This is a genomic window from Arthrobacter sp. LAPM80 (assembly GCF_046736435.1).
Classification (GTDB): Bacteria; Actinomycetota; Actinomycetes; order Actinomycetales; family Micrococcaceae; genus Specibacter.
On the sequence record NZ_JBCHVD010000030.1, the window covers coordinates 1 to 21,499 of the forward strand.

General features: G+C 60.6%; 20 protein-coding genes, 1 tRNA gene and 1 pseudogene. 12 read left to right on the forward strand and 10 right to left on the reverse strand.

The window, feature by feature from the left end:
* Positions 1 to 871: 871 nt before the first annotated feature.
* The 3 genes from AAGW05_RS17790 to AAGW05_RS17800 all read right to left on the reverse strand — a co-directional run bounded on the left by AAGW05_RS17790 (position 872) and on the right by AAGW05_RS17800 (position 2,191).
* Positions 872 to 1,447, reverse strand: a complete 576-nt coding sequence (locus AAGW05_RS17790; protein ID WP_411805898.1) for a glycoside hydrolase domain-containing protein — start codon at positions 1,445 to 1,447, stop codon at positions 872 to 874.
* Positions 1,448 to 1,713: 266 nt separating this feature from the next.
* Complete coding sequence (locus AAGW05_RS17795; protein WP_411805899.1) at positions 1,714 to 2,001, reverse strand: LacI family DNA-binding transcriptional regulator; 288 nt, start codon at positions 1,999 to 2,001, stop codon at positions 1,714 to 1,716.
* Between the two features lie 107 nt (positions 2,002 to 2,108).
* Positions 2,109 to 2,191 (reverse strand) — tRNA-Leu (locus AAGW05_RS17800).
* A gap of 415 nt (positions 2,192 to 2,606) precedes the next feature.
* Between AAGW05_RS17800 and AAGW05_RS17805 the strand changes: the two genes are divergently transcribed.
* From AAGW05_RS17805 to pknB, 7 genes are all read left to right on the forward strand, one after another.
* Positions 2,607 to 3,446: an FhaA domain-containing protein gene (locus AAGW05_RS17805; RefSeq protein WP_411805900.1), complete on the forward strand. Its 840-nt coding sequence runs from the start codon at positions 2,607 to 2,609 to the stop codon at positions 3,444 to 3,446.
* Positions 3,443 to 3,928, forward strand: coding sequence for an FHA domain-containing protein (locus AAGW05_RS17810; RefSeq protein WP_411805901.1), 486 nt, complete (start codon positions 3,443 to 3,445; stop codon positions 3,926 to 3,928). The genes AAGW05_RS17805 and AAGW05_RS17810 overlap by 4 nt, the downstream gene beginning before the upstream one ends.
* Positions 3,929 to 3,930: 2 nt before the next feature.
* Entirely contained in the window at positions 3,931 to 5,655 is a 1,725-nt protein-coding gene (locus tag AAGW05_RS17815) for a PP2C family protein-serine/threonine phosphatase (protein WP_411805916.1), read from the forward strand.
* The gene (locus AAGW05_RS17820) at positions 5,652 to 7,046 is read left to right on the forward strand and encodes an FtsW/RodA/SpoVE family cell cycle protein (protein WP_411805902.1); all 1,395 of its coding nucleotides are present in this window, start codon (positions 5,652 to 5,654) and stop codon (positions 7,044 to 7,046) included. Before AAGW05_RS17815 ends, AAGW05_RS17820 begins: the two co-directional genes overlap by 4 nt.
* A complete protein-coding gene (locus tag AAGW05_RS17825) occupies positions 7,043 to 8,515 on the forward strand; it encodes a peptidoglycan D,D-transpeptidase FtsI family protein (protein ID WP_411805903.1) in 1,473 nt (490 codons plus the stop codon). The genes AAGW05_RS17820 and AAGW05_RS17825 overlap by 4 nt, the downstream gene beginning before the upstream one ends.
* The gene (locus AAGW05_RS17830; protein WP_411805904.1) at positions 8,512 to 10,281 is read left to right on the forward strand and encodes a protein kinase domain-containing protein; all 1,770 of its coding nucleotides are present in this window, start codon (positions 8,512 to 8,514) and stop codon (positions 10,279 to 10,281) included. Before AAGW05_RS17825 ends, AAGW05_RS17830 begins: the two co-directional genes overlap by 4 nt.
* Positions 10,282 to 10,361: 80 nt before the next feature.
* The gene (gene pknB, locus AAGW05_RS17835; RefSeq protein WP_411805905.1) at positions 10,362 to 12,251 is read left to right on the forward strand and encodes a Stk1 family PASTA domain-containing Ser/Thr kinase; all 1,890 of its coding nucleotides are present in this window, start codon (positions 10,362 to 10,364) and stop codon (positions 12,249 to 12,251) included.
* A gap of 17 nt (positions 12,252 to 12,268) precedes the next feature.
* Here the strand turns inward: pknB and AAGW05_RS17840 are convergent, their stop codons facing one another.
* From AAGW05_RS17840 to AAGW05_RS17850, 3 genes are read right to left on the reverse strand one after another with little or no spacing between them, the layout of a single operon-like run.
* Complete coding sequence (locus tag AAGW05_RS17840; RefSeq protein ID WP_411805906.1) at positions 12,269 to 12,907, reverse strand: anthranilate synthase component II; 639 nt, start codon at positions 12,905 to 12,907, stop codon at positions 12,269 to 12,271.
* 1 nt (position 12,908) lies between these two features.
* Positions 12,909 to 13,073 (reverse strand): hypothetical protein, encoded by a 165-nt coding sequence (locus AAGW05_RS17845; protein ID WP_411805907.1) that lies wholly within the window; start codon positions 13,071 to 13,073, stop codon positions 12,909 to 12,911.
* Between the two features lie 2 nt (positions 13,074 to 13,075).
* Positions 13,076 to 13,891 carry a class E sortase gene (locus tag AAGW05_RS17850; protein WP_411805917.1) on the reverse strand — a complete coding sequence of 272 codons (816 nt, stop codon included), beginning with the start codon at positions 13,889 to 13,891 and terminating at the stop codon, positions 13,076 to 13,078.
* A gap of 225 nt (positions 13,892 to 14,116) precedes the next feature.
* Here AAGW05_RS17850 and AAGW05_RS17855 point away from each other — a divergent pair, with 225 nt between their 5' ends.
* A complete protein-coding gene (locus AAGW05_RS17855; protein WP_411805908.1) occupies positions 14,117 to 14,371 on the forward strand; it encodes a cell division protein CrgA in 255 nt (84 codons plus the stop codon).
* A gap of 2 nt (positions 14,372 to 14,373) precedes the next feature.
* Here the strand turns inward: AAGW05_RS17855 and AAGW05_RS17860 are convergent, their stop codons facing one another.
* Positions 14,374 to 14,649 (reverse strand): hypothetical protein, encoded by a 276-nt coding sequence (locus AAGW05_RS17860; protein WP_411805909.1) that lies wholly within the window; start codon positions 14,647 to 14,649, stop codon positions 14,374 to 14,376.
* 389 nt (positions 14,650 to 15,038) lie between these two features.
* On the reverse strand, positions 15,039 to 17,723 hold the full coding sequence (locus AAGW05_RS17865; protein WP_411805910.1) for a LuxR C-terminal-related transcriptional regulator: 2,685 nt from the start codon (positions 17,721 to 17,723) through the stop codon (positions 15,039 to 15,041).
* A 576-nt stretch (positions 17,724 to 18,299) separates the two neighbouring features.
* Between AAGW05_RS17865 and AAGW05_RS17870 the strand changes: the two genes are divergently transcribed.
* On the forward strand, positions 18,300 to 18,563 hold the full coding sequence (locus tag AAGW05_RS17870; RefSeq protein ID WP_411805911.1) for a hypothetical protein: 264 nt from the start codon (positions 18,300 to 18,302) through the stop codon (positions 18,561 to 18,563).
* A 131-nt stretch (positions 18,564 to 18,694) separates the two neighbouring features.
* On the opposite strand, the gene AAGW05_RS17875 is transcribed toward AAGW05_RS17870, so the two are convergent.
* Positions 18,695 to 19,381: a hypothetical protein gene (locus AAGW05_RS17875; RefSeq protein ID WP_411805912.1), complete on the reverse strand. Its 687-nt coding sequence runs from the start codon at positions 19,379 to 19,381 to the stop codon at positions 18,695 to 18,697.
* A gap of 109 nt (positions 19,382 to 19,490) precedes the next feature.
* On the reverse strand, positions 19,491 to 19,697 hold the full coding sequence (locus AAGW05_RS17880) for a hypothetical protein (protein WP_411805913.1): 207 nt from the start codon (positions 19,695 to 19,697) through the stop codon (positions 19,491 to 19,493).
* Positions 19,698 to 20,121: 424 nt separating this feature from the next.
* Here AAGW05_RS17880 and AAGW05_RS17885 point away from each other — a divergent pair, with 424 nt between their 5' ends.
* The 3 genes and pseudogenes from AAGW05_RS17885 to AAGW05_RS17895 form a co-directional block, all read left to right on the forward strand.
* The gene (locus AAGW05_RS17885; RefSeq protein ID WP_411805914.1) at positions 20,122 to 20,658 is read left to right on the forward strand and encodes a 2'-5' RNA ligase family protein; all 537 of its coding nucleotides are present in this window, start codon (positions 20,122 to 20,124) and stop codon (positions 20,656 to 20,658) included.
* Positions 20,659 to 20,809: 151 nt separating this feature from the next.
* The gene (locus tag AAGW05_RS17890; protein WP_411805915.1) at positions 20,810 to 21,220 is read left to right on the forward strand and encodes a hypothetical protein; all 411 of its coding nucleotides are present in this window, start codon (positions 20,810 to 20,812) and stop codon (positions 21,218 to 21,220) included.
* A 78-nt stretch (positions 21,221 to 21,298) separates the two neighbouring features.
* Positions 21,299 to 21,499 (forward strand): annotated as a pseudogene (locus tag AAGW05_RS17895) (IS3 family transposase); the annotation flags it as partial.

Genomic DNA, 21,499 nt, shown 5'->3' on the forward strand with positions numbered 1-21,499 from the left:
TGCTGGCCGGGCACTGTTGCATAGTGCTGCTGGTGAACCCTGCCGCTACCTAGTGGTGGCCGATTCCTTCAGCACGAACTTCGGAACCAGAACAGCACAAAGGGCTGTGACTGCCCAAACGATTAGCGTGGCGGGGATCCACGTCAGGAATCCGCTGATCCTGATTCTGCCGGAAAGAACGTTGGCAATATTGAGAGCAAGGAAGCGCCGCCAAGCAGTGCCGGCACGTACTTGGTCGACAACTTGGCTATCAGCCCCACCAACAACGACTGGGCGATGGTAAAGACGATGACGGAAGTAATAGATCCCGGGAACCGCAGCTGGAACTCCGACAGGAACAGGGCTGCAAGGATGATCGCTATCGCCTAACTGCCCGACTGGACTCCGATACGAACAAATAGTTTCTTGATGACTTGATCCTCAGCCGGACTCCCTCGCAAGGGGAGAGAGGTGCACCAACGGCAAAGGAGCTGTTGCGGCCGAGCGTTCGGGCTGCAACAGCTCGTTATATCTAGCAGTTCATTGCTGAGCCATTGATCAATGCTTGACTCGCTGGCTTATGGTGAACATTGCCACGCCCAACGCCAGCGCGGCGAACCCGCCGAGCGGGGCGCCGAATAGCAGGAGATTCACCCGTGTGTGAGACAGATCGGATGCCTTCCCGGATGCTGTGGGCTTTCCCGGAGCAGTCGCTGTATCCGTCGCCGTCGAAGTGAATGTAGAACTCGAAGTCGGGCTCGCCGACTCGGTGGGTTCCACAACCCCAGGCTGTTCCAGTGCAACGGTAACCTCGGCTTCCACGGGGGCAAACAGGCCCGGTGCAAACTTCGGGTTGCCAACGCTGGTGATGGACACGGAGCCGCCGGCATTCTTAGGGCCTGATTCGGCACCAGCGCCGGCCTTTACCCCTGCTGCCGCGGATTTGAAGGTGGTGGTTAGCGACAGGACTAAAGGCGCCACCCGCTTCGCGCACTGCCACCTCGTCGGTCCCCCCGCCGGCACACGTTAAGGGCGCGGCAATGTCGTCGACCCCCACCGTGGCCCCCGTGAAGGTGAGCGTGCCAAGGTCAAGGGGTGATGCGACGTCGGACTTGGCGCTCAGGTCGGTGGCCGGAACAAAAGCGGACATGGCATGGCTGGGGCGGAAACACTGAGAATCCAGTCCTTTTCTACCGTTCTCGAGTGTGATGGTTGCGGCCTGCACCTTGGCTACGTTGAGGGCGAAGATTCCCGAACCTGGCGCCACGGGCTGGAAGCCGAGCGCCGCCATGACGTACCAGGCGCCCAGAGTGCCCAGGTGGTCGTTGCCGGGGTTGTAGCCAATGGTGCGATAGTAATTACTGCCGCCCTGAGCCCATCTGCTCGGTGAAACACTGGGGGTCTGCTGCAGTGTTGGGATGTTGAAGTAGAAGTCGAGCCGCTTGAGGAATCCGTCGCGGCCGGGCATCCCGCGCTGTTGACGTGGCGGTGGCTGAAGCCCCAGGCCCGGCCGGCGTTGCCTTCGCCCTCGGTGCCGCGGGCACTTCCGGGACTTGCTTAACGACGTCGGCCTCGACGGAAAGTGGGGGACGGTCGACAAAGACCATGACACCCCCCGAATCCTGCTCTTCCTGCAGGTAGCCTTCGGGGCTTCCTTCAGGGAGGGTTAGATTCAGGCCGTCAACACGACGGGCACAAAAGGTCGTGATGAGCTCTTGGGCCCTGTCGGGGTCCTTATCGTAGGAGGCTGGGCAACAGGACGGAGTCGCGCAGGAGAACCTGTTCCTCCGCCGCCTTGTTAAGGAGCGAAAAGACTGGGTCGGACACGTCCTGGACCAGCAGCCCAATGCTTTCCGTTGCGCCTGTCCGCAGGACGCGTGCGCTGTCATTGCGGCGGAAGCCCAGGTGGTCGATCGCCGTATTGACAGCCGCAATGCATGAGATGCTGACGTTTGCCTTGCCGTTGACCACCCGTGGGACTACTCCAATGCCGACGCGGGCCAGCCTTGCCACGTCCTTCATGGTGGGTCGGGCAGTTCCCTTGCCAACAAAATCGGGTCCCGGCGGACCCTGGGCAAACAAAATACCCCGGTGGAACCGCTTGGTTCCACCGGGGTATTTCAAAAACGTGCGCGAGGGGGGATTTGAACCCCCACGCCCTTTCGGACACTGGCACCTGAAGCCAGCGCGTCTGCCGTTCCGCCACTCGCGCGTTTTCCACCATGCCACCGACTTGTTGAGTTGTTTTCAACTTTCAGTGGAACAGCGAGATCAAGCATATAGGACATTGTGCCGATTTACCTAAACGAGCCCCGGGTCGGGCCTTAGGACCCCTTAAAACCACACAAGGAAGGCCCCAAAAACCGCGATTTTGCGGTATTTTTGATCCGAAAGAACTATTTCTAACTTTCCCCTGCCCAGGTAGGAAATTTGCCACATCCACCCCTGCTAATAGGTATATTCAAGCACTCCGGCAGTAGTATCAAGCTTGAACAGGGTTGCCCGCGGCGCGGGCAACTGGCGGTCTGCGCCCTCGGGCTGCGGCCGCCACAACAGTTTCTGTAACGGCTTTGCACCGCCATACCTTCTAATTTGCACCGCCATACCTTCTAAGGAGAGGAGAGCACATGGGATTGTTTGACAACGTTGAAAAGGGCATTGAAAAGGCAGTTCGTGGCGCCTTCTCCCTCGGCTCCAAGACACTTCAGCCCGTTGAGATGGCCAGCGCCCTGCGCAGGGAACTCGATGACAAGGCCATGACACTGGACGCCGGGCGCACCTTGGCCCCCAACGTCTTCAGCATTGAATTGGGCGACGCCGACTTTGAACGGGCACGCTCGTGGGGGGTCACGCTTGCCGAAGAGCTGTGCGACGTCGTCATCAACCACTCCCGCAGCCAAGGCTATGTGCTGCAGGGCCCTGTCAGGGTGTCCTTCAACCACCACGAAGCGCTTCGCCCCGGCCAGTTTGAGGTCCACTCCTCCACTGAAAGGGAGAACGGCGCACCGGCGCAGAACCAGCAGGCGCAAGCCCCGCTGTTTCCGCCTGCCCGGCCCCGACAGAGCCCAGGCGCCGCCCAGGCGCCCAACGTTGCCCAGGCATCCCCGACCCAGCCGGCGCCCGTCTACAAGCGCCAGCCCGCGCCGTCGTCCGCAGCGGTGGAGGGCCAACCCGTGCTCGACATTGACGGGCAGCGCTACTCCTTGAACGCCCCGTCCATTATTTTGGGCCGGTCTTCAGAGGCCGACATCCTCATCGACGACACGGGTGTATCGCGCAAGCATCTGGAGATTCGCACCCTCGGCGGGGAAACCACCGCCGTTGACCTTGGTTCCACCAATGGCAGCTACGTTGACGGCCACCGTGTTCAGGGCACCGCAGCGCTGCATGACGGATCGAGCATCACCATGGGACGCACACAGATAACCTTCCGCATTCTTCCGGCACACGGCGGGGGCCTGCGATGAACGATCTCAGCCTTCTCGTCACCATCTTCCGTTTCGGCTTCCTCGTCCTGATGTGGGTCATGGTGTTCAGCGTTGCCGCGGCCATGCGCCGCGATCTTGTCATCGGCCGCAAGGCCAAAGTCGGCGCCCCGTCGGCTCGGCAGGCGCGTAGGCACCCGGAACTCGTCCAGGACGTGCCGCCAGCAAAGCAGCAGGCCCGCCACGTCGTCGTGACCGAGGGGCCGCTTGCCGGCACCACGCTGGAGCTTTCGGGGACCCCGATCCTCCTGGGCCGTGCGCAGGAGGCAACCCTGGTGCTGGAGGACGACTATGCCTCCGGACGCCATGCCCGGCTGTTCCCGCAGGGCACCCGCTGGTTTATTGAAGACCTAGGCTCCACCAATGGAACCTTCCTCGGTGGCACCGCATTGACGCGGGCCCTCCCCGTGGAACTCGGGGTTCCTGTGCGGATCGGCAAAACGGTCATCGAATTGAGGCCGTGAGTATGGCCGAATACCCGCTGATCCTGCGTTACGCCGTGCGATCGCATGTGGGCATGGTCAGGGCAAAGAATGACGATTCGGCCTATGCAGGTCGGTATTTGGCCGTCGTCGCCGACGGCATGGGCGGCCACGCCGGTGGCGACGTCGCCAGCGCTTCCACTGTCCTGGACCTGATCCATCTGGACCACAACCACCACAATGACGACGCCGGTGCCCACCTCGCTGATGAAATCCAGAGCGCCAATTCGCTGCTCTCCGAGCTCGTGCATGTCAATCCCAAGCTGGCGGGCATGGGCACCACAGTGACAGCCCTGCTGCTATCTGGCGACCGTCTCGCTTATGCGCACATTGGCGATTCACGTGCGTACAGGTTGCGGGACGGTGTCTTTGAACAGCTGAGCACCGACCACACCTTCGTGCAGCGCATGATCGATGAGGGGCGCATGACCGAGGCCGAAGCCGAGGTCCATCCCCACAAGAATGTCCTGATGCGTGTGTTGGGCGACGTCGACGCCTCGCCCGAACTGGATCTGAAATACTTCGACGCCATCCCGGGTGACCGCTGGCTCCTGTGCTCCGACGGGTTGAACTTTGTCCGCCACGACATGGTCGAGCAGGTCATCCGCCACACGAAGTCCCTCGCGTCGGCCGCCGAAACTCTGATAGATCTCACCCTGGCCGCAGGTTCGCCCGACAACGTCACGGTTGTTGTCTTAGACATTGCCGAGGACGCCCCTGACAAGACGGCCGCGCTGGACACCATCCCGGTCCCGGAGGCAGTTTCAGCCGGGACTGGCCTGCCGGATTCCCCGCACGACGGCGCCGACGCACCCCTTCAGGAATCGGCCGGTCCCGGCGGTCCCGGCGAAAGTGACACCTCGGATGATTCCCCGGAAACAGGTGCCACGGATCAGGAAAACGCTGCCGAAACAGCCCCCGACGATGCCGGTGAGGAGTCCGATGCGCTGGATAACCACATCCGCGCCGCTGCCATCCAGAAGGAACTCGCATCACGCGAGCATGAACTGGTTGGCGCGGCGCTGACAGCCAATGCCGAGGGAAAGATTCCCCAATTGGCCCGGCACCCCGCCGTTCAGCGGGCCGCCACGGTCCTGACCCACAAGACCAACATCGAGCTGCCCGTTCTGGTCGAAGACACCGAAGTCTCCCTGCCGCGGCTCCGGCAACGTCCGTGGGTGCTGGCCATCGTTGGCGCGGTGACGGCCCTTGTCATCATCGCAGGCTCCTGGGCCGCCTATGCCTGGACTCAGACCCAGTACTTTGTGGGGGTGTCCAACGGAAACGTGGCCATCTTCCAAGGGGTTTCCCAGTCCCTCGGCCCCATTTCCCTGTCACATATCTATAAGGAAACCGGGGTCTCCGTGACTTCCCTGCCGGAGTACTCCCAGCAGCTGGTGGCCAACACCATGGCCGCCTCAACGCTTAGCAATGCCGAGAAAATTATCAGTGACCTCCAGCTGGGTACCGGCACCAGCATGCCTCCGTGCGAATTGGTGGCCACGCCAAGCAGCACGGTCAGTCCTTCCGGCACAGCAACAGTTCAGGCAACTGGCACCCCATCGCCGCCTCCGGCCACGGCGTCGCCGAAGCCAAGCGGGACGGCGACCGATAAGACGACCACCACGGCCAAGCCGGCAGCCGGAGCCCCAGCACCCACGGCCACGGCCACGGCCACGGCCACCTGTATTCCCAGAGGTGGAAAATGAGCCAGCTCCTGACAGTGGCAAAGCCACGGCGTAATACCGAGTTGGTCCTTCTGGTACTGGCCCTGGGCATGTCCGCCGTCGCCAACGCCAACGTGAACCTGAGCCTTGGGCGTAGCTTCGACAACGACTTCTATACCCAGATAGTCATATTGGCGGTCCTTTCGATAGCCTTCCACGTGGTTCTGCGCCTAAAAGCTAAATATGCCGATCCGGTCATATTGCCCGTCGTAGTTGCGCTGAACGGCTTGGGTCTTGCTGTCATACACCGCCTGGACATCACCTCCGGCGACACGGCCGCGACACGTCAGTGGATGTGGACGAGCCTTGCCGTTGCAGCTGCCATTGCAGTGATCTGGCTGCTGCGCGACCACAGGGTCCTGCGTCGCTACACCTACATCTCATTGTTAGTCTCCGTGGTGCTGTTGATCCTGCCGCTTGTCCCGGGCATTTCAGCCGGCAGCGTCTTTGGCGCCACCGTCTGGATCAAAATCGGCCCCTTCACCTTCCAGCCCGGAGAGATCGCGAAGATCACGCTGGCAATATTCTTTGCCGGGTATCTATCCTCGAACAGGGACCTGATCCTGCTGGCGGGCAAGAAGATCGGCCCGCTCCAGCTGCCCCGCACCAGGGACCTGGCGCCCATGATCGTTGCCTGGCTGGCCAGCGTTGGCGTGCTCGTGTTCCAGCGCGACCTCGGAACCTCTATCCTGTTCTTCGGCCTGTTCATGGTCATGATTTATGTGGCAACCAGCCGCGTCAGCTGGATCTTGATCGGCCTGGCGCTGATGGCTGTTGGCGGCGTGGCCGCTTACCACATTTTCCCGCACGTAGCCCGACGCATCGACGTCTGGGTCAACGCCTTTGACCCTGCCTACATCGGGGCCGCCTATGGCAGCTTCCAGGTGGTTGAAGGCTTGTTTGGCCTGGCCAACGGCGGGCTCATGGGCACCGGTCTGGGAGAGGGTTCGCCCGACAAGCTGCCGGTAGCAAACAGTGACATGATCATCGCCGTCATTGGCGAGGAACTGGGCCTGGTTGGCCTGTTTGCCATTCTCTGTCTCTACGCCCTCTTTGTTGCGCGCGGCTTCCGCGCCGCCCTGGGCACCCGGGACGCCTTCGGGAAGCTGCTGGCTGTCGGCTTATCCTTCGCCGTGGCGCTGCAGTGCTTCGTCATCATCGGCGGGGTCACCCGGCTCATCCCCCTGACGGGCCTTACGACGCCGTTCCTTGCAGCAGGCGGTTCATCCCTGTTGGCCAACTGGATCATTGTGGCCTTGCTGCTGAAGATTTCAGACGCCGCGCGGCGGCCCATCGACGTATCCGGACCATCCCGCCCCAGTGACCCCAAGCCCCAGCTCGAGCAGACCCTCAAGGAGGTGCCCGCACCATGAACCAAGCCATCCGTAATTCCTGGATAGTGGCCATCGCCTTGTTTGCGCTGCTTTTTGGCTCCATCTCGTACGTGCAATTCTTCGCTGTGGATTCACTCAATGACAACCCCAACAACAACCGGCAGCTTGTCAAGAGTTTCTGCAGCGACCGCGGGCCCATCCTCGTTGATGGCCACGCCATCGCCGCATCAGTGCCCACCAACACCGACTGCAAGTTCCAGCGCACCTACAACGACCCACTGCTGTATGCGGGACTGACTGGCTTCTTCAGCAAGTTCTCAGGGCAGTACGGCATTGAATGGGCCATGCGGGACCAGCTCACGGGAAACTCCAACGACGCCTTCTTTGACCGCATTGCCCAGGTTTTCACCGGCGCACAGCCGCAGGGCCGTTCGGTGGAACTGACCATCGACTCGACCATCCAAAAGATGGCCTACGACATGATCCCGGATGGCATTGGCGGTTCCATCGTGGTGCAGAACCCCAAGACCGGCGCGATCATCGCCATGGTCTCCAAACCGTCCTACGACACCAACCTGATGGCAACCCATGACAAGACCGCCTTTGACGCCTCCATGGCAAAGCTGGTGGCCATCCCCGGGATCGATCTCTTCGGCTCACCCGCCTACAGGGAGACCTACGCCCCCGGGTCGGTTTTCAAGATCATCGACACTGCCGCCGCGTTGGAGTCCGGAAAATATAACAAGGACAGCATACTTCCGAATCCGGCCGAACTGACGTTCCCCGGCATCAACTATGCCCTGCCCAACTATGCCTACGGCCAGTGCTTCACGCGGGACAAGGCGTCCTTTGCTTTTGCGTTGGAGAACTCCTGCAACACTCCCTTCGCCAGCATTGCACTGGACCTGGGCCAGGACGCCATTTCCGCCCAGGCGGAGAAGTTCGGCTTCAACGTGAAGTCACTGAATTTCCCCGACTCGGTGGGTCCCAGCCGCTTCCCCGGCAGCCAGGGCACTTTGGATGGACCCGGGCTGGCTCAGAGCGCCATAGGGCAGTTGAATGTTGCGGCAACGCCCCTGCAAATCTCCATGATGACAGCGGCCATTGCCAACGGAGGCAAACAAATGGCACCCAATCTGGTGAAAACGGTCCGCACCCCGGACCTCAAGACCGTTTCAAGCCTCACCCCTGAAGTCCTGCGCCAGTCGACAACACCTGAAATTGCAGCCCAGATCACGGACTGGATGGTCAGCGTTGTCGACAACGGCATTGCATCGGCTGCAGCCGTTCCCGGCGTCAAGGTTGCTGCCAAGACAGGCACCGCAGAACTGGGCCAACTCGACGATGCGGGCAACAGTTTGAACAATTCATGGTTTACCGGCTTCGCGCCGGCAGATGACCCGCAAGTGGTGGTCACCATCGTCATGCCCAGGGTTGACGTGGCCACCGGAGCACAACTAACTAGTCCCAATGCAAGCAAACTCTTCAAGGCGGTGTTGAAAAAGTGAGGCCTATTTCTGGTATCACCTTAGGCGGCAGGTTCCAACTCACATCACGCATAGCCATCGGCGGCATGGGCGAGGTATGGAAAGCGCAGGACCTTGTCCTGGGCCGCATAGTGGCCATCAAGATTCTCAAGGACGAATACACTGGGGATCCGGGATTTAGGGCTCGTTTCCGGGCGGAAGCCAAGCACACGGCACTGCTCAACCATGATGGCATTGCCAACGTCTTTGACTACGGCGAAGAGGACGGCTCGGCCTACCTGGTCATGGAGCTGGTTCCCGGCGAACCGCTGTCCGCCTTGATTGAACGTGAGCACGTGCTCTCGGCCGACTGGACACTGTCCATGATCGCCCAGACCGCACGGGCATTGTCCGTGGCCCACGCCCAGGGACTTGTCCACCGTGACGTAAAGCCCGGCAACCTGCTGATCACTCCCGATGGCAAGGTCAAGATCACCGACTTTGGCATCGCCCGCCTCGCCGACCAGGTGCCCCTGACGCAGACCGGACAGGTCATGGGCACGGCCCAGTACCTGGCGCCCGAGCAGGCAACCGGACAGGTGGCCACAGGGGCAAGTGACATATATGCCCTTGGCGTCATAGGTTACGAGTGCATCACAGGTCACCGTCCGTTCTCGGGTGAGTCCCAAATTGCCATCGCACTGGCCCAGGTGAATGATGCCCCGCCGCCGCTGCCCGACACGCTGCCCACCCCCGTGCGGGCACTGTTGATGTCGATGCTGTCAAAGGACCCGGTGAACCGCCCGGCAAACGCCCTCAAGCTGGCCGAGGCCGCCGACGCCATTCGTGCCGGTGACATCAAAGCCGCCCACGCGGCCGTGCCCGGCATGCTGCTTTTTGAGGCAACCACCGGGCCCATTACGGCCCCTGTTGATATCAATGGCACGGCCGCGACGACAGTTGTCAGCAGCATTGCCGAGCCCACCACTACTGCCCTGCCCACCATCATGGACGATCTGCATCCGGTAGCTCCCACCCGATCCGCGATCCTTGGTGCAGAGCGCGCCTGGCAAGCCGAGAGCGAGGATCCGGACGTTGTTTACCTGGAGGAGGAGGCCGCCGTTGCGGAGCCGGCTAGGAAGAAGGGTCGCAGTCCCTGGACCTGGCCGCTGATTGCTTTGCTCGCGCTGCTGCTCTTTGCCGTGGGCGCACTGCTCATGCAGGGTGCCGGCCTCTTTGGCGGCACCCCCTCCCCGACAGAGTCGAAGGCCCCATCGGTCAGTGCACCACCTACCACGGTGGCCACTACGGAATCAGAGTCTCCCACGCCGACTGCAAGGCTGGAACCGACCACCGTGGCGCCGGCCGACGTGATGGTGAACCCTACCGAATACATGGGGTTGACCTTTGAAGAAGCGCGCGCAAAGCTGATCGCCCTGGGCCTGGTGGTCAACAATCCCGACGTCGTTGAGAGCGATAAGGCTGCGGACACTGTTCTCGACATTTCCCCGGCGGGTCCCTTGGCCCCGGGTACGGCAGTGACTCTCAAGGTTTCCGGTGGCCCTGCCATGGCACCAATCCCATCCTCTGACGGCCAAACAGGTTCAGCCTTCGGCGCCGCACTGGTCGCCGCCGGGTTTGAACCGAAGTCAGTCCCCGAGGCTTCCAAAAGCATTCCCGTCGGACAAGTCATTCGGAGCGTACCGGCTTCAGGCACGCGTGCGGCCAAGGGCACTGTGGTGGTCTACTACGTCTCGACCGGCCCTGCAGCCCCGACGCCGGATGCCACCACGTCGGCAGTTCCCTAACCGGAAGCCCGACGCCGTTATTACGCATCCACAGCAGCTCCCCAACACGCCCCTCCAGTTGAAAGGACCAACAGATATCCATGAGTGTTCCGCGCGTCCTTAACGACAGGTACGAGATCGGGGAGCTGCTGGGCCGCGGCGGCATGGCCGATGTTTACAAGGCCCAGGACATCCTTTTGGGGCGTGCCGTGGCCATCAAGATGCTGCGTTCCGACGTGGCCAGGGATTCACACCTGCAGGCCCGCTTCCGCCGCGAGGCGCAGGCAGTTGCCGGATTGAACCACCCCTCGATCGTTGCTGTCTACGACACCGGTGAACATACAACCAGCGAAAATCGGCGAGACGGTACGCACCTGCCGTACATCGTCATGGAGTACGTCCATGGCAAAACCCTGCGGGAGCTGATCCGCAGCAAGTCCATCACCACCGACCAGGCCATCGACTACACTATGGGCGTGCTGTCCGCGCTGGACTACAGCCACCGCGCGGGCATTGTGCACCGGGACATCAAACCTGCCAACGTCATGGTCACCCAGGACGACGACGGCGTCCTGGGCCAGGTCAAGGTCATGGACTTCGGCATTGCCCGCACCATTTCGGATTCGGCCGCAACCATGACCCAGACCCAGACAGTCATGGGCACGGCGCAGTACCTCTCGCCAGAGCAGGCGCGCGGGGAGAGCGTTGACGCCCGCAGCGATCTGTACTCGGCCGCCTGCCTCCTGTACGAAATGCTTGCCGGCCGGCCGCCTTTTACTGGCGACTCCCCGGTGTCTGTGGCCTACCAGCATGTCCGCGAACTTCCGCCGGTCCCCAGCAAGTTCAACTCAGAACTGTCCCCGGCCCTGGACGCGCTCCTCATGCGCGCCCTGCAAAAGGACCGCCAGCACCGCTTCCAGGACGCATCATCCTTCCGCCGCGCGCTTCGGGCCGCAGGCACAGGGATCATGCCCACACCCGGTCCCGGCGCACCCCATGCCCCGGTCCCGGAACCGGTGGCGGCCGTCCCCGCGACAACCGTCAAGCCGCTGCCGGCCATGGACGACGACGGCCCGTCCACCCGCGCCATGGCGAAGGTCCTGGCGGGGGGAACCCTGACGACCCAAAGCGGCGATCCGGAGGAACTCAATGCCATCCCGCTCGCACAGAAAAGACGCCGAAGGGCCTGGATGGCCACCTTGTTCGTCCTGTTGGCAATCGTTCTTGGCGGTGCCGGCGTGCTCGGATACAACCTGATCAATGCCAAGCCAGAAGCCGTTCAGCAGGTTCCGATGCCCGTTCTGACCGGCGTCAGTTGGGACAACGCGATGACCCGGCTGCGCGCCTTGGGCATGGAACCAAGCCCCACCCCGGAATTTTCCACCACCGTGGGGGCCGGGGACGTCATCGGCACCGATCCGGCGTCTGGCGCGATGGTCACCCCTGGATCAGCGGTTCAGGTCTTTGTTTCCAAGGGCCCCTCGGAAGTCCAGATTCCGAAGAATTTGGCGGGAAGGACAGAGTCGGAGGTCAGGGCCGACCTTTCCGGCCTCAACCTGAAATTCGCCCCGAACGACCTTGTCAACGACGGAAAGGTTCCTGCCAACTTTGTAGTCACAGCAGATCCTGCCCCGGGAGCGACAGTGCCTGTTGGTTCAACCATCACGTTGAAGATCTCCACGGGCCAAGTCCTGATGCCGTCGTTGTTTGACCTCACCAAGGACCCGGGCAAGGTCAAAGCCGCAGTGACGGCAGCCCTGAAAAATGCGTCACCCTACTTGGATGTCACGTTTGAGGAATCCGAAAATCCCGTCGTCACCCCTGGCCTGGTGACGAGCCAGTCGGTGGTGGCTGGCACACCAGTGGCGCAGCATACAACCATCGTTGTGACGTTGGCCAAGGCGCCCACCCCCGTGGAACCGACACACACGGCGCCGGCGGAATCAGCGCCTGTGACCACACCGGGTTCCGCCCCGACACGTGCACCCTAGCCGCTGGTGCGTTTTGGCTAACTGTTGATGAGCGGACTCAATGTTGCAGCCTTGGCTGCGGCACCGGTCAGGCCCACTGACTCAAGCCAGTTGCCCAACATTGTGTAGCCGCCCTCGGTGAGTACGGATTCAGGATGAAACTGGACCCCGCACAGGGGCGCGACCTTGTGCGCCAGGCCCATGATCACGCCGTCGGCCGTCTCCGCAGTCACATCGAGCACATCGGGAATGCTTGACGGCACGGCAGAGAGTGAGTGATACCGAGTGGCGGTAACGGGGCTGGGAAGGCCGGCAAACACGCTGGTGCCATGGTGGAGGACTTCACTTGTCTTGCCGTGCATCAGCTGCTCGGCATGGGTGACGACGCCGCCGTAGGCCTCCGCCAGCGCCTGGTGGCCCAGGCACACGCCCAGCATGGGCTTGGCATTCTCCCCGCACCACTTGATCAACTCGATGCACACCCCGGCCTCCGCAGGGGTGCCCGGGCCGGGGGAGATGAGGACGCCGTCGCGCGCGCCGGCAAGTGAGATGGCCTCCTCAAGGGTGACGTCATCGTTGCGCACAACGGTTGTCTCGGCTCCCAGCTGCTGCAGGTAGCCGACGAGGGTGTAAACAAAGCTGTCGTAGTTGTCTATGACCAGAATCCGCACTGACATGTCAGACTCCACCGCCAATCGTCGAATCGTTCAGGGGGTTGAACTGGGAGAGCCACGGGAAGACAAACTGCATGAGCACGAGCACGGCAGCTGCAAGGAAAAGAATGGTGGTGATGATTCTGAACCACAGCGGTCCCGGTAGGTTTCTAAAAATCCAGCCGTACATTCTCAGCCTTTCTTGTTCGCTGCAACTTGGTCCGCAATGGCGGCCGGGGGGCCTGCACTTGCGGGCTGCCAGGACTCCATGAGGGAGTACGAGATGATGCGTTCCTCGGCACCAAACCGCGGGTTGCAGCTCGTCATTGTCATGAACCGCTCGGTTGGCTTGGCGTCCTTCTGCGTGGGCACTGGCAACAGGACGTCGCCACGGTTGGGCAGCACGATCTGGTTGTTGCGGAACACGTAGGTGTAGTAGCCGTCCTTGGTTTGGACGTAGATCTTGTCTCCCGGAACCAGCGTGTGCACTGCGTCGAGTACGGCTCCGTGCGTCTGGCGGTGGCCAGCCACGGCAAAGTTCCCAATGCCACCTGGCATGGTCGAACTTTCGTACCTCCCGAGCCCGAGAGTGTCCAGCTGGGCCTGCGCCACCCCTTCAACGAGTGGACGGCTGTAGCTCGGACCAAAGCGGGGGATGTAGACGACACCAAACACGGTGCTGGACGCATCAGGTGCGGCCATGACCTTGGGCGGGCCGAAATCGGTGGGCGCGTCAGGCGCCATGGGTGTCACAGGGCCCTGGAACTCCTGGGCAAACTGTGACACGGCCGCCTGCTGGGCCGAGTTGGCCTCTATATTAGTCCACCAGAGTTCCCAGACGACAAAAAGAAGGAGGATGACACCACAGGTAATAAGGAGTTCACCGATAACCTGGACCAGGGTCCTGAAGAATCCCTGCTTGGGGCGTTGCTTGCGTTTGCGGCGGTCCGCGCGCTTCCGGGCGCTGCGGACCCGCTCATTGCCCGAAAGCAGCTCATCGACACCCACGGCGGAATCGACATGGCTTGGCGATTGAACCACGCGGGTCTCCTGACTGAAGTTGAGCGGTTATGTCATGCAATCTGCAACTGCATGAAATACAGCTAGAATTACGTCAACAATAGCGGCAGTTCACCGGCCTGGAACAATTTACCCAGCAACGTCACAGGTAATGAACCGCCCGTCCACCCAACGAGTGGATCGTTTTCACGATCACAATGCCAAGGAGCTCCTGTGCCTGAGTCAAAATCGCGTCGCCGCCCCGCCAAGGGGCCAGCGGAAACGCCCTCCAGCAAAACTCAGCAGCCCAACGCCGTATGGTTTCTTCCCCTCATGGTCTCCTTGATGCTGCTCGGCCTGGTCTGGATCATCACCTATTACATTTCCGATGGAAAGTTCCCCATTCCCAACATCCACAACTGGAACATTGGCATTGGTTTTGGCATTGCACTGGCAGGTTTCATGATGACCACGCGCTGGCGCAGCTAGCCTCAGGCTTTTTCCTCTTCGACCGCGTCGCTCTTAACGTAGCGTCCCTTGGGTTCCCCTGCGGCATGGCCCGGTACGTCACCGGCCGTGCCGTAGTCGGCTTTGACGAACCTTCCGGCCGAGTCATTGTCCGAGGCATCTTCCGTGCCTGCCAGCCCGTAGTCACCCTCAACGTAGCGGCCCTCCGGCCCGCCTGACTTGTGGCCCTCTTCCGAACCGGCCTTTCCGTATTCGCCCTGGACATAACGTCCCTTGTCAACTTCATCCTTGCTGGACATTGCGCCACCCTGCTTTCCTCGGGCACGGGAACCGGTTGCATGGCGGGCCCGTGTGCCGTTCTTTTTCCCCAGTGTAGGCCGTTTGCACCTTTCTGGACAGCGGCCGACGTCGCCTCTTCAGTGAGGCTGCCTTCCCACCTTCCGAGGGGCCTTCGGTGCACAATGAAGGCCCCTGCCGGGGGATGGTAGGGGCCTTCACGCCTTTCGGCCGGACAGTTAGGCTGGGGAACTTGACTGCCGTGTTTCCTCTACCATCCAAAGGACGTTAGAGAGTCTTTTCCCCGCGAGAGGGCTGTGCACAAGACGTGCATCACCATCGTAGGTCGGTGGCTGCATGGAAAACACGAGTGGTGACCACTCGATTTTTAGCGAGTGGACACCCTATTTCGTCAGTTCTCCACTTGTGAATATTGGGCGTCGACGCTTTCCTGCGTGGTGTCACCGTTCATCACGGCAGCCAGCTGTTCGCGGGATTGGATGTCCATTTTGATGAAGGTTCTGTAGAGGTGTCCCTCAATGGTCCGCAGGGAAAGGTGCAGCCGGGCGGCAATGGAATTGTTGCTCTCCCCCTGGGCAACGAGCAAGGCTATCTCGTGCTCCCGGCGGGTCATCCTGGGTTGATCCATGGGCCGGGACACCGGAGAGACAAGTCCTGGCATCTGCTCGCGCATGGCCACAAGCTTGCTTGCTGTGTTGCGGCTCGTTAGCATCTTCCCGGTGGCGTGAAACTTGTTGAGGGTATGGGTGGCAAATTCGACGGCTTGGAGCTCAAATCCGAAACTCATGGCAGTGGCACTTGCACGGTCCAGTGTTTCAGGGTCCTGTGAGCACATCGCCGCCGCCCACTCGACATAGAATTCCTTGCTGCTGGACTCCAACTGCCCCGCAACCTCTGAGAGCCTGTCCACGGCAGCCGAGTCGCCCAGCCGCACCATAAGTGATAGGACAGTCAACTCAATGCCCAGATAGCCGTGTGCACGGCATTCGCGCTCCAGGCCGCGGAGCCGGGCCATCCCCAGTTCAGTTTTCCCTGTCATGAACTGGGCGGCCGCAGCATAGGCGGATCCTTCGAGTTCATAGAACTTGCCGCTTCGGCGGTTCAGTGCAGCCAATTGCACAAGGCTGGCTTGGGATGCCGGAAGGTCCCCGCCCATGATCAAGCAATAGGCCTGCAGGCCAAGTGCAGTGTGCAGCATCGACCAGGGATCATAGTCCTTCAGCGAGCCTACGGCCGATTCCAGAGCCGCTAGGGCTTCCTCAATGTATCCGCGACGGCATTGCATCAGTCCGGTCGCCAAGTCCCGCTGGCCGCCTGAGTAAAGCAGGAGGTCAGGATTGACGAATGCTGACGGCTCAAGGGCCGCACGCACGTGCTCCCACGCCCCGTCGTGGACAAAGGCGGAGACACAGCGGGTGTAGGCCAGGATTGCAATGTCCGGACGAGGGAAGCCGGCGGGGCTTTCCAACTCGCTGATGACGTCCACGGCCAACGCAACTGCCCCGCTCATCTGGCCGATGGCGGTCAGGATTTCACTCTGCAGTGACTTCAGATGAACCCTGTCGCCGACATTGGTTGTCAGGGGATGGCTCAAAAGCGTCTGGATGGTCCGGCTTGCCCGTTCGGTGTCCCCAAGGGAGACGTCCTTGATGGCCAGTGTGATCATGACAGCAATGTCTGCACTAGTGGAAGATTCCCCTAGGACTACCGGGCCAAAACGGCTCTCGTAACGCGCAAGGGCCTCGTTGAAGCGTTGCTCATAGTCCAGTTCGGATGAGTGGCACAGGTGCACGGCACGCAGGGCGCTGGCGGCCGCCTCAGGTGTGGCGGCCAGTTCAAGCGCCTGCATGGCGAGGGTGCGGGCCTCTTCCGGGGATTTTTGGTTGAGATGCGCGACGGCACGCTCAGCCAACAAAGTGGCTGAGATTTCGTTAGTCACCTTGTTGCTGCTGAACTGCAGCGCCTCGAGCGGGCGCATGAGTTGGTTGGCCCAAATAGTTGCTTCGAGGATGCGCTCTTCACTGACAGGCATCCCGCAGTCCAGCGCCCACCGGGTAAAGTTCATGATCGTTTCGGGGTTTGAGGGATCTTCTGTGGGAAGAATCTTGACGACGTCAGCGAAGAATCGCCGGCTGCGTCCCATGGGTACCATCGCCCGGATGGCCGGCGCCGTTGCCTGGCGGGCGAGCCGCATGGTCATATGCGGGCCGGGGAAAATTTCCACTAGGTCGCGCCTTTGGATGTCGTCAATCGCCTCCGGGCAGGTCAAATCAAGCAGGGCATCCAATGGCAGTGGGCCAGCCAGCGCAAGGATCTCAATGATGCGGCGGGAGTCGGCTGGCAGGTGCTCCAAATCCATCTGCAGAAATTCCCGGGACTCGGTCCCCAATCGGTCTGCGGGGTGGTCCAAAACCCACACATTGTTGGCTTTCCGCAGTGACCCTTCTTCCTGCGCGCCGACCACAAGGCCATGGAGCACTAGCGGGTTTCCCGCCGAACGGACGGCCAAATAGTCTGCGGCCGGTCCTGCTACCTTGCCACCGAGAAGACCTTCAAGGAAGGTTCGCACATCCTCTGATTTCAGTGGCGCCAATTCGTAACGGGTCAGGTGTCCGTCGCGCCACAGGTCACGCAAAAGGGTGTGGTGGCTGCCTGGCTGCTCAACCAGGATCAGTTTTGCGGGCGAGGACATGACAACCTGCAGAACGATGGCCGCGCTTTGGCTGTCGAGGTGTTCGGCGTTGTCCACCATCAAAAAAACCCGGTGTGAACTCTCCACCGCCGCATCGATCTGATCCAAAAGGCCGTTCAGTACATCGTAATAGTCATTGCTTCGAATCAGGTTCGCACCAATCCGGGCATTGACTGCGCCAAATGGAACGGCTGCCAGGGCCTTGCTCGCGGTGAGCCTAATGGTCATGACGCCCGTACCAAGTTCGGCCAGAATCTGGCCCAACATCCAGGTTTTTCCCGCACCGCGGGAGCCGACGATGAGCACGCCCCTGGAGGTGCTGCACTGCAACTGCTTAACAATGTCCCCAACATTTGCCCCGCGGGCCACGCATCCCCATTTCATGAAACTGCCACCCAGGTGTCTGGGTCCGGAATCACCCCACCCGGAACGTAATCCTGTCCGAATGGCTAAATCTATCTTCAGTCCATGGATGTAGCTCGGATTGTGTCGTTTGGTCCTCAATATTACGGGCGAAATTCACTCTCAAGACCACTCCTGGTCGGTTTTTTCCGGGAATGGCGGTTAATTTGGGCAAGGTTCTCGTGTCGACAACGTTACGGAATCCTGGCACAGGGCCCGTGGGTGGCGGAGGCTTTTTTCGTAGTTCCTGTAGGATCCCGAGCTGGCTGTCACCAGCGAAACGCGCTGACCTGCGACGATGTCTGTGCGCAGATCACAGAAATTCTCAATTTCGTGACACTTTCCTACGGCCGACCAGAGACGCTCGAAACACTGTCCCGTATAAGGGGCGTTCACCGGGCATTAAGTCGGGCGGGGTATACGGGAATCTGTCATCTGCTGAACCACGATGATTCGAAAATTCCCGACATCGACTGCACCCGTGCCGGTGGAGGACCGGCTTACGGGACTGTTCGAGAATTCCTGCATGATTCATCCCGAGGAGGATAGATTGTGAGCATGGGTGCAGAAAACTACAAGGTCACTCTCGTTGATCCGCGCTATGTCAGCACAGAAGATCTTACTCCGGTGTACCGCGTGGATTTCTGGAATGAGAACGGCGACAGCAGCGAGCATCGGATCGAGAATGCAACGTGCGTTGACGACGTCCTTGAGTGGGCAGAAGCCAACAGGAATGGCCGTCAGGCAGTGATCTGGGTCGAGTATAGCTATGAAGGTGGAACCGGGATGTGCCGGCTACACGGGGCGGAGCCAACCGGTTAGGTAACGCCGCTGCCGCCAGGTTCATCTCTCGAACAGTGATCGTAAAGACAGATCCGACAAGTTCGACCATCAGAGAAACGATGGCGCCATGCCCACTCAACCTTCGGGTTGTGGACGCTGGGGTGTGGCCGTTAGCTCCGGGTTGTGAACTGGACCGTGACGTGCTTGAGCTCAGTGCGTGGAAGCACGGCTGTCACGACGCCGCCGCCTGGCAGTTGGGCTCCGATGCCGTAGACGAACGGGTCCGTATCGACCTCCGCGCCGGGCACGTTGATTCCGTTGATGACGGTCCTGGCCTGGTCGTTGACCATCCGGCCGGTTACTGCGGGTGGGTGCTGGTCCCGCGGATTGCCGCCCGGCCAGAGCTCCTCCCGGTACTGGTTCATGAGAATGTGGTTGACATGGTCAGCCAGTAGGTTTTGAACCGAGGAACGCTCGGATGGAACGCGATGCCAGGTGGTTCGCACGGCCTCCCACAGCTGCGGGTAGCGCAGTCGCTGCAGGTACTCGATCAGCCAGGGGGGCCGCGGCCATGGCGGAACTTCCTCGATCGACCTGCGTGTCGTCTCGTCCAGGTCCGCGAGGTTGACCGGGTCTGCGCGGTCATCCGGATTTCTCCAAAGCGTATAGGTGATGCTCGCCGTCATTTCGCTATACCCACCATCACCCCCGCTGTAGCTCAGACCGACGGCATCCCAGTCCTCCAACGCCGGTTGGGGCATGAGCCCCATCACCGGAATGGGCATGAGTTTCAGGCTCCCGGCCAGTTCCACGCCGGGATCGGGGGCGTCTTCGGGAAGAATTCCACCCAGTTTCATACCTCGACTATGGTCCAAACGGGGGTGCAAGTAAACGGGATTGTATTTCAGGCCCCAAATGTCCCGCTCATCGTTGCACCTATGGAATTCTGATGTTCTAAAAGGGTGCTCAGTTTTGGTTGTGTGCAGCGCCAGCTTTCTCGCTCAGGCTCTCCGACTTTGATCTGGTGACGGCGACGATTTCAGCCGCGATTCCTATGACAATCAGGGCCCATCCCAATATGCCCAGGGGCGTGAAGGTGACGACGAGTGCCCCGCCAACGAGTAACCCAATGGACAGAATCAAGGTCGACAGTGCGGTTCTGCTTAGTAACATGCCTCCCACTGTACAAATCATTCAGATTTACGTTGACATATGTGGCTTCGAGTCCCGCTGTATGAACGTGAAGCGCGTTCTGCCAACCCGTGCACAGGGGTTCTCTCTTATGGGGCCACATCGTTTGGGTTGTCTCGTTGCCCTGAAACGAGCTGCACAGTACTGCCGAACGGCCAATACATCCGACGACGGGCAGGGGAACGTTCCGCAGGCCGTTCCCTTTAGGACTCACTTCATCGACGACTGGGCCTATGTCATATGAGCCGTGCGCATGCCCAATATTGTTAGGCTTTGCACCTAATTGCCGCACGCCAGATACACGAAAGTTTGAGGTTCTATGTCCCGCTCGTTCATGGCTGGTCCGGAGCAACTCGCCTCATTGGAGGGACAGCAGTATGTTGTACTTCGTCCTTCAGCCTCCCTGATGGCTATGTACGAAAAGGCGCAGGACACGGCAAAGTCCTCGCTGCCAAATGTCGTCACGTATCCCAATACGGGGCACGTTACATTACGTGGTTTTTTCGAGCCTGACCGCGTGGAACAGCTGCAAGCGGCCGTGCGCGAGTGGGCCACAGGACAACCATTGATTGAACTGCGCATTGAGGCGATCGATAGTTTCCCGGCGCCATTCAAGATCGTAATTGCTCGTCTTGAGCGAACTCCCTCGCTCGTGAACGCCTACGCAGGGCTCACGGCGATGCTCAATCAAACTGATTTCAACCGCATCGGCGAGCTCAGCCTTGATGACTGGACCTTTCACATGTCGATCGCTTACTGCAGCGAGCTGCCCGACAATGCTTGGGATGACACGAGAACTTCTCTTGAGTGCGAGTTCGCCGATCGACCCGTTGACGTAGCCTCTGAGCTTGAGTTCGTCTGGTACCAAGATGGAATCGAACACCGCGAAGTTATTGCCTTCGGACTAATCATGGCTGCGAATAATTCTGCCAACGTCCCGTAAGCGCTTCCCCTACGAACAGAGTCGTCTGTGTTGGCGCCTTGTGAAATTATCAGCAGAGCATCTCTGACAAATCAGACCAGTGGCCACCACTCCTGATATCTATGGACTCGACGCCTGAACATGACACACCCCGCCCAGCTATGATGTCAGGATGGGCGAGGAGATCACGGGTCTGGCAAGGTCAGGATGGGCCACTCAGGCGCGCGCTTTCATCCCGGCAACGCATCGCGGCCTACCGATGCTGCGCCTTTACCTCCCATTTCGAGACCCCGCTCTCGAGTACGGGAAAGACATTGTGCGATGGTCCCAGTACGTCGCGGTAGAAGATCATTCTGCCTCGCTTGATTGGTTTGAAGCGACCGCACGCATAGCCGAGGAACAGCCTTCCATTCGCGGCCTTGTTTCCTGCATGGGCGAGTTGGATGAAGAAACCGCCAACGCCCTTCGTGATGCGATTGGCGTTGTCGAGCTCCAATGTCTCCGGTGGATGGGCTACGCCGAAGCACCGCACACCAGCTCCCCAAGGCGAGTGAACCGCCCCGGGTTTAATGGAGGGTGTTGATTCCTTGAAAGGATGAGCATCATGGCTCCACCGAAGAAATATCCTGATGAGCTTCGCCAGCGGGCGGTCCGTCTCGTAATGGATGCCCAGAAGAATCCAGCGGACCGGCGGGGAGCTTGCACCCGTATCGGTGCGCAACTGGGCATTCCGGCCGACACGATCCGTGGTTGGGTCAAGACCGAGGAGATCGATCAGGGCGTGCGTCCTGGCACTACCACCGATGATGCGACCCGGTTGGCCGAGTTGGAACGCGAAGTTACCGAGCTGCGGAGGGCGAAC

Coding starts and splice junctions, on each gene's coding strand:
- AAGW05_RS17790 (WP_411805898.1), bottom strand. CDS start 1,447: ATGCCCGGCCGCGACGGATTCCTCAAGCGGCTCGACTTCTACTTCAAC.
- AAGW05_RS17825 (WP_411805903.1), top strand. CDS start 7,043: ATGAACCAAGCCATCCGTAATTCCTGGATAGTGGCCATCGCCTTGTTT.
- AAGW05_RS17890 (WP_411805915.1), top strand. CDS start 20,810: ATGGGCGAGGAGATCACGGGTCTGGCAAGGTCAGGATGGGCCACTCAG.
- AAGW05_RS17795 (WP_411805899.1), bottom strand. CDS start 2,001: ATGAAGGACGTGGCAAGGCTGGCCCGCGTCGGCATTGGAGTAGTCCCA.
- AAGW05_RS17815 (WP_411805916.1), top strand. CDS start 3,931: ATGGCCGAATACCCGCTGATCCTGCGTTACGCCGTGCGATCGCATGTG.
- AAGW05_RS17870 (WP_411805911.1), top strand. CDS start 18,300: ATGGGTGCAGAAAACTACAAGGTCACTCTCGTTGATCCGCGCTATGTC.
- AAGW05_RS17880 (WP_411805913.1), bottom strand. CDS start 19,697: ATGTTACTAAGCAGAACCGCACTGTCGACCTTGATTCTGTCCATTGGG.
- AAGW05_RS17885 (WP_411805914.1), top strand. CDS start 20,122: ATGGCTATGTACGAAAAGGCGCAGGACACGGCAAAGTCCTCGCTGCCA.
- AAGW05_RS17820 (WP_411805902.1), top strand. CDS start 5,652: ATGAGCCAGCTCCTGACAGTGGCAAAGCCACGGCGTAATACCGAGTTG.
- AAGW05_RS17840 (WP_411805906.1), bottom strand. CDS start 12,907: ATGTCAGTGCGGATTCTGGTCATAGACAACTACGACAGCTTTGTTTAC.
- AAGW05_RS17810 (WP_411805901.1), top strand. CDS start 3,443: ATGAACGATCTCAGCCTTCTCGTCACCATCTTCCGTTTCGGCTTCCTC.
- AAGW05_RS17860 (WP_411805909.1), bottom strand. CDS start 14,649: ATGTCCAGCAAGGATGAAGTTGACAAGGGACGTTATGTCCAGGGCGAA.
- AAGW05_RS17875 (WP_411805912.1), bottom strand. CDS start 19,381: ATGAAACTGGGTGGAATTCTTCCCGAAGACGCCCCCGATCCCGGCGTG.
- AAGW05_RS17845 (WP_411805907.1), bottom strand. CDS start 13,073: ATGTACGGCTGGATTTTTAGAAACCTACCGGGACCGCTGTGGTTCAGA.
- AAGW05_RS17805 (WP_411805900.1), top strand. CDS start 2,607: ATGGGATTGTTTGACAACGTTGAAAAGGGCATTGAAAAGGCAGTTCGT.
- pknB (WP_411805905.1), top strand. CDS start 10,362: ATGAGTGTTCCGCGCGTCCTTAACGACAGGTACGAGATCGGGGAGCTG.
- AAGW05_RS17865 (WP_411805910.1), bottom strand. CDS start 17,723: ATGAAATGGGGATGCGTGGCCCGCGGGGCAAATGTTGGGGACATTGTT.